General features: G+C 35.8%; 9 protein-coding genes. 1 reads left to right on the top strand and 8 read right to left on the bottom strand.

The genetic code is table 11. The features are described from left to right. The first annotated feature begins 76 nt into the window (after positions 1-76). A complete protein-coding gene (locus tag BKM63_RS11365) occupies positions 77-493 on the top strand; it encodes a hypothetical protein (RefSeq protein ID WP_071636693.1) in 417 nt (138 codons plus the stop codon). A gap of 114 nt (positions 494-607) precedes the next feature. Here BKM63_RS11365 and BKM63_RS11360 read toward each other — a convergent pair whose 3' ends face one another. The 8 genes from BKM63_RS11360 to BKM63_RS11325 form a co-directional block, all read right to left on the bottom strand. Beyond that, a complete protein-coding gene (locus BKM63_RS11360) occupies positions 608-1,585 on the bottom strand; it encodes a M20/M25/M40 family metallo-hydrolase (protein ID WP_071636692.1) in 978 nt (325 codons plus the stop codon). Positions 1,586-1,658: 73 nt separating this feature from the next. Then, complete coding sequence (locus tag BKM63_RS11355) at positions 1,659-1,991, bottom strand: L-rhamnose mutarotase (RefSeq protein ID WP_071636691.1); 333 nt, start codon at positions 1,989-1,991, stop codon at positions 1,659-1,661. Between the two features lie 6 nt (positions 1,992-1,997). Beyond that, complete coding sequence (locus BKM63_RS11350; protein WP_071636690.1) at positions 1,998-3,047, bottom strand: sialidase family protein; 1,050 nt, start codon at positions 3,045-3,047, stop codon at positions 1,998-2,000. 92 nt (positions 3,048-3,139) lie between these two features. Continuing rightward, a complete protein-coding gene (locus BKM63_RS11345; RefSeq protein WP_071636689.1) occupies positions 3,140-4,744 on the bottom strand; it encodes a SusD/RagB family nutrient-binding outer membrane lipoprotein in 1,605 nt (534 codons plus the stop codon). Between the two features lie 17 nt (positions 4,745-4,761). Then, positions 4,762-7,857, bottom strand: coding sequence for a SusC/RagA family TonB-linked outer membrane protein (locus tag BKM63_RS11340; RefSeq protein ID WP_071636688.1), 3,096 nt, complete (start codon positions 7,855-7,857; stop codon positions 4,762-4,764). 263 nt (positions 7,858-8,120) lie between these two features. Then, positions 8,121-10,781, bottom strand: a complete 2,661-nt coding sequence (locus tag BKM63_RS11335) for a glycoside hydrolase family 3 N-terminal domain-containing protein (protein ID WP_071636687.1) — start codon at positions 10,779-10,781, stop codon at positions 8,121-8,123. 16 nt (positions 10,782-10,797) lie between these two features. Continuing rightward, positions 10,798-13,041 (bottom strand): GH92 family glycosyl hydrolase, encoded by a 2,244-nt coding sequence (locus tag BKM63_RS11330; RefSeq protein WP_071636686.1) that lies wholly within the window; start codon positions 13,039-13,041, stop codon positions 10,798-10,800. Positions 13,042-13,045: 4 nt separating this feature from the next. Continuing rightward, a complete protein-coding gene (locus tag BKM63_RS11325; RefSeq protein ID WP_071636685.1) occupies positions 13,046-14,530 on the bottom strand; it encodes an alpha-L-fucosidase in 1,485 nt (494 codons plus the stop codon). Positions 14,531-14,617 lie beyond the last annotated feature (87 nt).

Below are 14,617 nucleotides of genomic sequence, written 5' to 3'. Positions count from 1 at the left end.
ATCCAGACGAAAGTTTCATGCGGGAACGGTGAAATTCTCAACACATACCTCATCAAATCCTTTTAAATAAATACCTGTGAAATATAATCTTTTATTTACTATATTAATATTATTTACTTCTTGCTCATATGTAAAAGATAAGTTAGTTATAATAAATTTAAGCAAAGAATATATATATTATACTACACTCTTATTAGACAAAGAATCTGATGTTTTTTTTACATGTTCAGCAGGTGGTAGTTTTAATTTTTTCTCTAATGAAAGTTCGCCACTTGTTCGTGAACCTATTGAGAGTCTAATGAAAGAAACCTCTAAGGATAATTTCTTATATATTGTTTTCTTTACCAAAGAAGATAAAGAATATGTTTATAACAATATTGAAACTGTTGTTATAAATAAAAAATTTATTACTTATAAAATTTCAAAACAACAGCTTGAGAAATTAAATTGGAGGGTAAAGTACAATGGAAGCAAAGGATTAAACAATATTTAAAATTATAAAAAACAGTCTTTTAAAAAGCTATATAAAATCTCATACATTTGATTCGCTTTTCAAAGTCTTCAACAAAAAACAGTGCAAATGTCTGACTTTGCGCTGTTTTCACTTCTAATCCTGCTTTATAAAAACCAACTCCTCATTATAATTCGCAATACTTACCAAAGCATTATAAATATATTTTGAAACCAAAGCACCGCCTTCAAAATTAATTAAATCGATATCGTCTTCGGGAGTGTGATATTGCGGGTGACCGCCGGTGTGGAAACCTATGGCGGAAATGGAAGCTTTGTAGAAAGAAACATGGTCAGAACCGCCGACATCTCCAGCAAAAACTATCGGATTTAGTCCGCTGTTTTCTCCTAGCTTTTTCATAAGTTCAACACCGTTAGGAAAAGTTCCGGCACCACCCATATAAATTTGTTTTTCGGCATTTAATCTTCCTACCATATCCATATTGAGCATTACTTTTACAGACTCTTTTTTGACTGGTAAATGATTTATGAAATATTTCGATCCTAATAAACCTTCTTCTTCTCCGCTGAAAGAAATAAAAATAATACTTCGTTTGGGTTTAATTTTCAATTTCGAAACTTCTTCTAAAATACACAACAAAGCCGAAACCCCGGATGCATTATCATCTGCACCGTTATGAATCGCAATCGTGTCTTTTTTCTTGCTTCCGGAACCTTTTCCGCCCCAGCCCCAATGATCGTAATGCGCACCTATAACAATAAATTCATTTTTGAGTTTTTCATCACATCCTTCGATAAAGCCGAAAACATTTTGAGTCGAAACGCTGTCGGATTTTGCCTTATTGATTCCTTCTTTTACAAATACCTTAAAGGGCTGATCGTAAGTATCATTAAACTTTTGCAAACCATATTTTTTAAAATATTTTTTGATGTAAGCTGCCGCATCGTTGTTTCCTTTTGTTCCCACGAAACGACCTTCTAATTTATCCGAAGAAAGATATTTATCGTGTTTGTAGAAAGTCTGCGCCATTTTATTGTTCTGAGCATTTGTAATTAGGCTCAAAAAAAGCAGACTGTAAATAAATTTAAAGTTGAAGTTTTGTAAAAATTTCATATTTAATTAATTATCCAAAATTACGAGCAGATTTACGGAAACAAATCCGTTTCATCCGCGTACCATAAAAAGGCTATTTCAGTTCAAAAATCTTATCCATTAAAATCCATTTTTCTCCAGATTTGGCTTGCGGTAATGCTTTCTGAAATTTCCACATTAAAGTTTCCCATTCCTGGACTTTCGGATTTTCGGCATCCAGTTTTGCTTTTTCTGTAAATGAAAAATCATCATTGGTTTCCATAATCATAAACAAACGATCGTCAACATGGTAAATCTCTAAATTAATGATTCCAGAATCCTTAATACTTTTCTGTATTTCGGGCCAGACATTTTTATGGTATTCGATGTATTCTGCAATTAATTCCGGGTGGTTATTTAAGTCTAAGGCAAGACAGTATTTTTTCATGTTTTTTTATTTTAAATCAAATGTAGTATGCTTGATAAATTTTCTGTTATAAGTGTACAATATATGAACTTTTTTATCAGAAGTCTGAATAATCGCCGGATAACTAAATTCACCTTCTTTCTGATTCTCTAAATCAAATAATTTCTTCCAATTTACACCATCTTTAGAATATTCTACATCAAGAATATTTCTTCCGTTAAACCAGTCTTTTCCCATTTTTAAAGGATTGTTTACCAATAAAAAAGAGTGGTTTGATAAAGTTAACGCATCTACTCCGGAGTTTGAATTTACTACATTTATGATGTCTGTTTTCTGCCAGGTTTTCCCGTCGTCTTCAGACCAGCTCGAAATTAGTTTATTGTGCCGGCTTCGGGATAAAATCTGGATTTTTTTATCAGAATGAACTAAAAATGCGGGCTGAATGATATCGAAATTTTTCTTGTCGTTAATACCGGTAATTGTCCAGCTATTGGTTGCTTCTGTGTAGGTTTCTATAAAAACTCTCCATTTATTATCGTCGATACTTTCAGTACTGCTGCCACATAAAATAACTCCGGGAGCGGTTTCGATGGGCTTGTTTCGAATTGGTCCTAAAATACCTTTTGGAAGATATTTAGAATCACTCCATGTTTTTCCATCATCTTTAGAAACAATCATGGCACCAAACCATTCTCTTGGATTTTTCCCTACTTTATAAAACAAATACAGATTCTGGCTTTTACTTTTAAACAAAACCGGATTCCAGCAAGGCAGTGTGTCTCCGTCTTTAACTAAAGGTTTGATAAGTTCTTTAGGAGCAGACCATTTTTGTTCTTTATAAGAAGAAATATAAATCCCCACATCTTTTGCGCCTTCGTATTTTCCGCCAAACCAGGCCGCTAAAAGTGTATTTGGCTCTAATTCAACTAATGTTGAAGCATGACTGGCAGTTGTAACCGGATTTATGGCAATATAATCTTGAGTAATATTAACTGCTTTGGGTTGGTTTTGAATTGATTTACACGCAATAAAAACTGAAACTAATAAAACAACTGCGCTATATTTTTTTAAATGCATGATCTAACTTTTATATAAAACAAAAGGAGAGTTTCCTCTCCTTTCGCTATTTTAAGTAAAGAATGTGTGTGTGTCTTTACTCACCAAATTAATTATTTAGTATCCCACCAAAGTTTTGTTCCTCCGGTATCAGGACCTTTTAATTTTGAAATACCATCCAGAACAGCTTCTCTGTTTGAAGAATATTCATTTGTAACGTAAATAACTCTTTTTATCAGACTTTTTCCAACTCCTGCATCAGTATTATCTGTGTTAAGCGGCTGATAAATAACTTTAGCATCACTTCTTCTTAAGTCAGCAAAAGCCTCCCAGGATTCAGGGAAAATTGCTAAATATTTTTGAACCGCAATTTGTGTACGCTGATCTGCAACAGAAGCTGACCATGCAACAGGCAATTTAACCGGAATACTTTCTGTTACTAAACCTGGATAAAGTGTATTAACATTTGGAGCACTTGGCAATGCAGTTCCAGCGATGTAGTTGTTAATAGCTGCCGGATCTGTAATTCCCCATTGTGCCATAGACAATCTAATTCCTGCTTCATATAATGACTGTGCAGAACCTCCCATATTCCATCCGTTCAAAGCACCTTCTGCTCTTGTAAAGTAATTTTCAGAAGCCATGAAAATTTCTATATTTTTAGTATTGCTTAATGGAGAAGAACCCGGATTTGGTCCTAATCCTAAAACATTTTCATTGAAAGGAGAGAAATCCTCGTTTTTCTTTTCATCAAAATATTTATTTAAAGTTCCGCTTGGTCTTCCAATGTACAAACCAGTCTTTCCTGGAGAGAACCATTTTTGTAACCTTGGATCGCTGTATCCTAGCAAAAGACTTTCCATAGAAGCGGTCATTTTGTAACCCCATCCACCTACAACGATATTTAGGTTGTTTGGCGTTATACTGCTAACTGCAAAATAAGCACTTTGGTCATTATTCTGCATAACTCCGGCTGCTACCGCTGCTTCTGCTTCTGTTTTTGCTTTAGCAGGCTGTATATCAGAAATTCTTAATGCAAGACGTAATCTTAAACTGTTACCAAAAATTCTCCACTTATCAGTGCTTCCCTGGTAAACTCTGTCATTTGGCTGAAGAGCTAAAACTGTACTTACAGAAGCAGAGCTTAAAACTGCATCTGATTCGTTAAGCAGTTTAAAAAAGTCTTCGTAGATAGATTCAACACTATCATAAGGAACCTTTTCTTTGTTATTTCCCGCTTCAGAGTAAGGAATTGGTCCGTAAAGATCTACCATTTGGTTATACATATATACTTTCCAAATCTTAAGAATTGCTGTAGCTTCAGCATTTCCTTCAGCTGCTTTAAAAGCATAATTCAAACTTGGAGCAGCAATAGTATAAAATCTTGTCCATCCTCTTGCTTCGTACCCGCTGTAATTATTTCTTTCTGTACCATATCCTGAAGACAGGTAATGAATAAAACTAGAAGATAAAATACCTGTTGCAATACCCCAGGTTCCCTGATCGTCTGCATATCCTGTAGTTTCTCCGGCTCCGTTATGAATACCTGCATAAAGAGCTGTTGCAAATGCAGGTCCTGCCATTGAAGCATCCAAATCCTCTTCAATTAATGAATTAGGGTCTTTGTTTATTTCATCAAAGTTGCTAGTACAGCTTGATAAAATAGAAACGGCCATTAAAGCAACTCCTAATGTTTTTATATTAAAACTATATTTCATGATATCTCTTTTTTTAATTAAAATCCAAATTTAACATTTACCCCATAATCTCTCGTCGAAGGAATGTTGAAAGACTCTACACCTTGCAGGTTTCCTGTACCAGCACCTGCTTCTGGATCAAAATATTTAGCTTTATTCACGAAGAAGAATAAATTTCTTCCTACCAGTGAGAAATCAATACTTGAAAAACCTGAATCACCTAAAAGACGTTTTGGCAGCGAATAACCTAAAACAAGTTCTCTTAATCTAATGTTTGTAGCATCATAGATAAAAGGTTCTGCCAACGGATCTCTTTGTCCAATTGAAGTCCAGTATTGTTCTGCTGTAATGCTTGTTGTATTTGGCGAATAAGTTCCGTTACCATTGTCTACTACACCAGGAACAACGATTCCTCCTGCTCTGCCGTCAAGTGTAATATCACTTACTCCTAAACCTGCCATTCTAGCCTGTGTATAAGAAACAACTTCACCGCCAATTCTAAAATCAATAAGGAAACTTAAAGAGAAATCTTTGTATTTGAAATTGTTTCTAAAACCTGCTGTCCAGTCTGGATTAAAATTACCAGCTCTAACATCAAATGAATTCGTTGCGATTGGAAGACCTGCACTGTTTACGATTATGTTTCCTTCCGGATCTCTTTTGAAACCTTTTACATATAAATCTCCGTATTCACCACCTAATACCACTTTACTTCTCACTAATCTTCCCTGACCTAAAACTAATTCGTCTCTTCCTCCGTAAATTGATTTTACTTCAGATTTATAAGTTGCAAAGTTTGTTGTAATATCCCAGGTAAAGTTTTCTGTTTGAATTGGAGTTGCTGTAAGCACAACCTCAAAACCTTTATTTTGAATCTCCCCGCCGTTAACAATCGCTCTTTCTTTTGACGAAGATTCCGGAGTATTGATGTAGAAGATTTGATCTTTTGTATTGGTTTGGAAATAAGTAACATCTAATCCTAAACGGCTTTTGAAAAATCTAATATCTGCACCAAATTCAATAGAGTTAGACATTTCTGGTCTCAAATTCGGGTTTCCGGCAGTTGACTGTGGAAACAAAACACCTCCGTTACCGCCAATATATCTTAATCTTGAGCTTGTTTGATAAGGATCTGTATCATTACCCACTTTTGCATAAGACGCTCTTAATTTAGCAAAGCTGATAACTTCCGGTAATGTAACCATATCAGAAATAACTCCGGATAAACCTACAGAAGGATAAAAGAATGATCTGTTGTCTGCAGGTAAAGCAGAAGACCAGTCATTTCTTGCCGTTAAATCTAAAAACAAATAATTTCTAAATCCGATTTGAGAGAAACCATAAACAGAGTTAATTTGTCTTTCTGAAGTTGCTGATGTTGAAGTCACATCAGGCACATTCGACATGGCAAAATAATTTCTTTTTCCTAAACGTCCTCCGGAACTTAATGAAGAACTGTTTTGTTTTAATATACTCGCACCAGCATTGATTCCTACAGAGAAATCTCCAAATTTCTCGTTATAAGAAAGTAAAGCATCTGTATTGAATTCTGTTGCTGTTTCATAAAACTCATTGTAGTTACCCACATTTTGGTTAAACTCTACAGTAGCATATTTTTTTGTAATGATTTTATTGGTGGTTTGATCCAAACCTCCTCTAACTTGTAAGCTTAAAGTATTTGTAAAATCATATTTAAGAGAAGCAAGACCTATGAATCTGTTTCTTTTATCCTGACGGTCATTGTCGCGTAATGCTGACCAAAATGGATTTCCTCCAGGAGTTCCGGCCTGATCTACAAAGTAATTTTTTTGTAGTTGTCCTGCAGCGTCAGTAAATTCAAAATCTTTATAATCATTGTATTTAATACTACGAGGCAGTAAATAAGCAGAAGTACCAATCGATTCTTCTCCTGTTTTTAATAAATTATCGATGTCCTGAACAATGTAGTTTGTTTTTGCATCTAATGATAATTTGTCTGTAAGCTTACTTGTAAATCTTAAATTAAGATTGTGTCTATCTAATTGATTCCCTCCCACAATACCTTCTGCACGTGTATTTGTGTATGAGAAATAACCCTGCGCTTTTTCATTTCCAGATGTAATAGCCAATGTATTTGCTAAGTTATAACCCGTTTTGTAGAAATCCTGAACGTTATTTGGCTGTGCTGTGTAATCTGTAGTTGCTGGTCCTGCATAATTAGGATTACGAACTAGCTGCCATGCCGGTACTTGTCTTCCGTCAAACTTTGGTCCCCAGCTTGAAGTAGATGAAGAACTGTAGTTTCCTAAATCTCCCTGTCCGTATTCATTTTGAAAATTTACTAAATCATAAGCAGATGAAGCCATAAAGTTAGATGACAACGTAACTGAAGTTTTTCCTGCTTTACCGGATTTTGTAGTAATAACGATAACACCATTACTTGCTCTGGTTCCGTAAAGTGCTGCTGCCGATGGTCCTTTTAAAACGGTCATCGAAGCAATATCCTCCGGGTTAATGTTCGAAATACCATCAGGCTGTGTGGTACCTCCTGTATCAGCATTGTCATTTCCTGCGCCGGTTCCGTTACTAATTGGCACACCATCAACTACATAAAGAGGCTGGTTGTTACCAGTAAGCGATCTGTTACCTCTTAATGTAATTCTGGAAGAAGAACCAACACCATTTGATGTCGTAGAGAAGTTAAGACCCGCAACTTTACCTGAAAGTGAGTTGGCAACGTTTAAAGATCTTGCTTCTGAAAGCTCGTCTACTGAAATGTTTTGAGCCGAATACGTAATTGCTTTTTTCTCTCTTTTAATACCAAGAGCCGTAACTACTACTTCTCCTAATTGCTGTGTTGCAGCGCCTAAAGCCGCATTAATTGTAGTTTGAGTTCCTACGGCTACTTCTTTTGAAGCTGAACCAACATAAGAGAAAACCAAAACTGCTGATTGATTGGGAACCGTAATTGAGTATTTACCATCAAAATCTGATGATGCACTTGTTTTTGTTCCTTTAACAATAACATTTGCTCCCGGAATCGGAATTCCGCTTTGGGCATCTGTTATCGTTCCTTTTACTGTTGTTTGTGCTTCCAGATTTTGAAATCCAAATAAGCATATGACAAACAGTAATTTTAGTACGTTCTTGATCATATTAAGTTGTTTTTTGAGTTAATAACATGTTAAACTTAAGAATACATTCTGTTAACAAATTAAAATTTCGACAAATGACAATTTTGAAAAGGTGTTGGGAATACATTTATAAATTAAGAGGATTAAAACGTTTAAATTGTAATCTTAATCCTCTTTATTTATGAAACTTCTTTTCGAATTAATCTAACTGATTTCCCATTTTTTCAACAGCATTCTTTTTTAATTCTCTTAATCGTTAAACATATTATTTCTTTTTACAGATTTTAGTTCAAAACCTTAAAAGTAGTTTTAAGTAAATCTGTCGAATTTCCGCCCACCATTACTTCAAAATCTCCCGGCTCAACAACACTCTTCATTTCTCTGTTCCAAAGAGATAGCTCATCTGGCGTAAGTGTAAATTCAATATTTTTAATTTCCCCTTTTTTGATATTTAATCTTTTGAATCCTTTTAACGTTTTTTCCGGAGTGGTAACAGAGCTGTAAACATCATTAATATACAATTGTACCACTTCATCCCCATCTCTATCTCCTGTGTTTTTAACATCAACAGAAACTTTCAATTCTCCGTTTGGTTTAATTTCCTTAGAACTGATTTTTAAATTTGAATATTCAAACTTCGTGTAACTCAATCCAAAACCGAATGAATATAGTGGATGTTCGCTTTCTGCTACATATTTATGTATCGCAGATGGTTTTTGGTTGTAATATATAGGTAACTGCCCAACCGATTTTGGAACTGTTATTGGCAATCTTCCTGCTGGATTGTAATCTCCAAATAAAACATCGGCAACGGCTCTTCCTCCAAATTCTCCTGGGAACCATCCTTCAATAACTGCTGGAATATTTTCTGCAATCCAGTTTGTAGAAAGCGGACGACCGTTTAATAATACACAAACTACAGGTGTTCCCGTTTTTTGAATCTCTTCGATCAATTGCTGTTGTATTCCAAATAAATCTAAAGACGCAACGTCTCTGTTTTCTTCTACCAGCTCGTTAGATTCTCCTAAAACTACAATCGCAACATCAGCTTTTTTAGCAGCTTCGATAGCCGGCTGTAAGTTTACTTTTTCTAAATTCCAACGGAAATGCGCTCTGGCACCCCAGCCTCCTTCCCACATTTCAATGCGGACTTTGTATTTTTTACCTTTTTCTATATTTTTTGGAACCGTCACCATGCTTGTCGCACCTTTAGTCCAATTGTCAATTACCAATTGGTCATCGATATACATTCTGATTCCGTCGTCAGAACTTAAACCTAACCATCCGTCAAGTGCCTGATCTGATTTTAAAAATCCTGTCCATCTGATCGAAAAATCATCCACATTTACACCGTCTCCAGGAGCCCAAGGCCAGTCAAACTCTAACTGATTATCAATACGAATCAATGCTGGAGTTCCTTCAAGATTTCTGTTATTGAAATATTCTCCTTTTAATCCGTTTTGAGCCTCGTCTGGAGTAAATAAATATTTAGATGGAATAATTTGTCCTTTCACAATTAAAGGAACACCTTCTTCATAAACTACATTGGCAGTTTTTCCCATTACTTGCTGAACGCCTTCGAAAACTGTAACTCCAACACTATTTTTAGGAGCATAGCCTCCCATTCTTGAAGCGTTTGCATTTGGTCCGATAACGGCAATATTTTTAATACTTTTACTCAACGGTAAAATATTATTGTCATTTTTCAGCAATATCATTGATTTTTGAGCAGCTTCTAAAGCAACGGCTTGGTTTTCTTTAGTATGAAAACGCTCTTTAATCAGATTTTTATCGGTGTATGGATTTTCAAATAATCCCAATAAAAATTTTAAACGTAAAACGCCTCCCGCTGCACGGTCGATATTTTCCATTGTCAATTTTTTTTCATTTACTAATTCAATAATGGTATTCTGCCAGAATTCATTACTAAAATCATAAAACTGCATATCAACACCAGATGAAACCGCTTCTCTAATAGCATCTTTTGGAGAATCAGCCACTTTGTGAGTCGTTTGGATATATTTAATGGCTCCTAAATCTGATACAACAATTCCTTTAAAACCCCATTCTTTTCTTAAAACATCTGTCAATAACCAGTGGTTGGCAGCACAAGGAATTCCGTCTAATTCAGAATACGCACACATGGTTCCTAACGCACCACCTTTTGTAAATGCTTTTTGGAAAGATGGTAAATGGTCTTCTCTGGCAGAACGTTCTCCAACTAAAATTGGCGAAGAATTTCCTCCCGCCTGCGGAATACCGTGAACCGCAAAGTGTTTTGGTTCAGCAATAATAGAGCGATCCGATTTTAAATCATCTCCCTGTAATCCTTTGATAAATGCCAAACCAATTTCACTATTTAAGTAAGCATCTTCTCCAAAAGTTTCGGCAACTCTTCCCCATCTTGGTTCGCGTCCTAAATCTAAGTTTGGCCCGAAACCAAAATGAACTCCATGCGCTCTGGCTTCCATACCAATTACTTTTCCAACTTTGTCCATTACATTAACGTCCCAAGTTGCTCCAAGTCCGATGTTCATTGGGAAAGCCGTACTTCCTTCATCTAAATAACCGTGAAGCATCTCGCACATAATAAGTGCAGGAATTCCCCAACGATTTCCTTTTATTACATTAGTTTGCAAATCATTGATCATTTTTGCCGAACGCGGGTAAAGATCATGAATAGCTCCAATTCCTAATTTTCCAATTTTTTCTGCCGATTTAGATTTGGCGAAATCTTCTTTTTCTTTAAAAAAATCTCCTCTGTACATATCCATCTGACGTACTTTTTCTTCAAGTGTCATACGGCTCAACAAGTCTTTTACTCTGTCTTCAACAGGTGTTTTTACATCCTGGTAAGGATACTTTTTCTGGGCATGGGTTTGGTTTAAAAAACCAACAGCCATTACAAAAATAATGGCCGTTTTCTTCATTCTTAATTGTAACATAGTTGTGTGTGTGTGTTTAGTTTTGAATCACTTTAAGCTTTGTTCCATTCACAAAATCTTCGTGCGAAATAAAAAAGCTGTTAAGTGTTTTTCCGTTTAGCTCAATCGAATTGATTTTCCCATCATTATTGATTTGTCTTTCAATTACAATGCTTTCTTTTTTATAATATCTTGGATCTAATTTGATCGTCACTCTATGAAACATTGGCGCTGTAATAGTGTAAATTGGATCTCCTGGCGATATTGGATAAATTCCCATCATCGAATAAACCAACCAGGCCGACATCGTTCCTGTATCATCATTACCTGGTAATCCTTTTGGTTCATTTTTGAAATATTCGCGGACCAATTTCTTTACAGTTTCCTGGGCTTTATACTCCTCACCTTTCACATAATTAAACAAATACGGATTGGCAATATCTGGTTCGTTTGCCATATCAAATTGTTTGCTGTCGAAAATTTTCTGCAATTGTGCCGAAAAAGCTTTATCGCCCCCCATTAATTTCATTAATCCCTTAATGTCGTGAGGAACCATAAAATTATATTGCCATGCATTTCCTTCGATAAAACCAACATTTTCTTCAAAGTTAGCTCCAGAAGCAGGATCAAAAGGCTCATACCAATCTCCGTTTGCAATTCTTGGGCGAAGTAAATTCAAATTCTTATCAAATAATTTTCTATAGGACAACGAACGGTTTTTAAAACGTTTTACATTTTCTTTGTCACCAAATTCGTTGGCCATAAGCGATACAGCGTAATCTGAAATATTATATTCCTGAGTGGTCGAAACCGGTCCTTTGCTGTCGGTTGTCAAATATCCTTTTTTGATATAATCTTTCAACCCCGGACGAAGCGGATTATTTTCAATCTGGTCTGCTCCTTTCAGCATCGCATAATACGCTTTCTGAACATCAAAATCATGAATTCCTTTGAGGTAAGTATCTGTAATTACAATACTTGCCGGATCTCCAACCATGGTAAATGTTTCTGTCGAATTTAGTTCCCATTTGGGCAGCCAGCCGTTTTCATCAAACATGTCAAGCATACTTTTTACCATATCAGATTGCTGTTTTGGATAAACCAATGACATCAACTGATGCACATTTCTGTATGTATCCCATAATGAAAACACGGTATAACGGGTGTCATTGGTTTTACCAACTTTACTTCGTTTGATTACTGGATATTCTCCGTTAAAATCATTTAAAGTATTAGGATGAATTAGAGTGTGATATAATGCCGTGTAAAAAATCGTGTTGTCGTCTTGAGAACCGCCTTCAACTGAAATTTTAGAAAGTTCTTCGTTCCATTCGTTGTAGGTTTCTTTGTAAACCGCATCAAAAGATTTTGTTCCAACTTCTTTTTCTAAATTTTCACGGGCATTTTCGATACTTACGTATGAAATTCCAATCTTCACTTCAACCGTTTCTTCTTTATCAAAATTATACCTGAAATAACTTCCAATACTATCGCCAACAACCGTTTTGATTGTATTTTCCATCATTCTCGCTTTACCGTTATAGCCCATCCACTGCGCTTCTACACCGTTGTATTTGGCTGGTTTTTTCCAAACACCGAATTTGGCTGCAGGTTTAGAAAATTTAGCAACAAAGTAAACTGGATAAGCATCTTCCGGACTGTTATAACAAAACGAACCAACAGAACGCATTCCTTCAATTTCTGTCGAAGAAACCACTTTTATCATCGCACCTTCTTCATTGGTTAATCCTAAACCAAGATTTAATAAAATGTTGGATTGCCCTTTCGGGAAAGTGAATCTGCTCACTCCCACTCGTTTTGAAGCCGTGAATTCTCCTTTTACTTTGTACTTGTCAATATTTACGCTGTAATATGCCGCTTTGGCCACTTCATTAGAATACGTAGAACCGTATTTTAAGTGATCGATTTCAACTTCACCAGTTGTTGGCATTAATAAAATAACGCCTAATTCCGGACAGCCAACACCGCTTAAATTGACCTGACTAAATCCTGTCAAAAAAGTATTCTCATTTACATAAGGATTAGAAAGCCATTGACTGTCTTTTTCCATTGGCGTATTTTTTATTCCCGCTACATTAAACGGACTGATACTTGCCATTCCGCGCGGCGCAATCGGTCCTGGAAAAGCCGCTCCAAAATTGGAAGTTCCAATAAAAGGATTTACAAAATCTGCCGGATTTTGTGCAAACATTGTGATGCTAAAAAACAGCATGTAAAAACTACATGCTGTTTTCGATATTATTTTTGGTATTGAAAACATATTCTTATCTGTTAATAGCTTCAATTTTTAAAGTCCATGCTTCTTTAGCAGGTAAATTATTTCTAAGGCTTTCCGGAATTACCACTTTAAATCCATTTCCTTCTTTTGTCCACTTTAGAGAAGTTTTAGAACCTAACATCGTAATTTTCGTTCCTTTTTTAGGACTGATAGATTTCACCGTAACTTCGGCAGGAATTTTATCTTCTCCGTCTTTTGCTAAATAAAATGCGAATACATTTCCGGTTTTATTTTGTGTAAAGCAGATATTGTCTTCTTTAAAAGGCTCAATTGGTTTTGTTTCATAAATCGCTGTGTTGTTTACTTTCATCCAGTCTGCGTAAGCCTGCAGTAAATCATAAGCACCTTGCTGCCATTCTCCTTCCGGACTTGGCGCTACGTTTAGCAATAAGTTTCCGCCTTTTGCAACAATGTCAATCAGCATATGAATTCCTTGTCTTCCCGTCATGTATTTTGCATCTGGAGAATACGACCAGCCGCCGCCAGAAGTGATACAAGACTCCCAAGGATAAGGCAATGTTTTGGCAGGAACACGTCCCTCTGGAGTTAAGTAGTTTTGGTTTTTACCATGTACTGCTCTGTCCACAACTATTAATCCCGGTTGTTTTTGACGTGCTTTGACAACCAGTTCATCCATTTTCGGATCCTGATCTACCACTCTGTGTTTGATGAAACCGTTTTTTGATTCGTTTTCAGCAAATTTTTCATCGTAGTTTTCTTTTAAGTTCTGCTGATCTCTCTTTCTAACCCAGCCTCCGTCAAGCCATAAAATATCTACTTTCCCGTAGTTGGTAAGGATTTCTAAGATTTGATTGTGGGTGAAATCAACATATTTCTGCCATTTTTCCGGATAAAGTGACGGATCGTAATTTACGTTTCTGTCGAAAGGAGGAAAATACGGATCCCAGTAATTTTCGTTATGCCAGTCTGGCTTAGAGAAATACGCTCCTGTTGAAATATTTTCATTTCTAAAAGCGGTGAAAACTTCTTTTAAAATATCTGCTTTTGGATTTGTACTGAAAGGACAATCTTTGTCTGTTACTTTATAATCAGAATATTTGGTGTCGTACATATTAAATCCGTCATGGTGTTTTGTGGTAAAAACCATGTATTTCATTCCCGCTGCTTTTGCAGCTTTTGCCCATTTTACAGGATCAAATTTGGTTGGATTAAAAGTCTTTTTTAAGCCTTCGTAATCAGACACATATTGATTATAGCTTGCCGGATTACTTCCTTTTTTGCGTTCGCACCATCCATAATCTTCCGGACATATTGACCATGATTCTACAATTCCCCACTGGCTGTATGTTCCCCAGTGCATTAATAATCCGAACTTTTTGCCCTGCCATACTTCTAAGTTTTTCAATACTGCAGGATCCGTTTCCGGTACGTAACGCTCATCTTCGTAAATGGCCTGCGAAAACATTTGAACGGAAAATAATAATGCGATTATGAATATTCCTCTTTTCATCTTTATTCTATTTTAGGTTTTGTTTTTTTGTTTTAATTGTAGAAATCACATTTAAATACCGTGATATACGATCTCAACTTTGTCAAA

Origin of the sequence: Flavobacterium johnsoniae (genome assembly GCF_001879205.1) — a bacterium.
Lineage (GTDB): Bacteria > Bacteroidota > Bacteroidia > Flavobacteriales > Flavobacteriaceae > Flavobacterium > Flavobacterium johnsoniae_A.
This window is presented reverse-complemented; position numbering and strand designations above follow the sequence as displayed.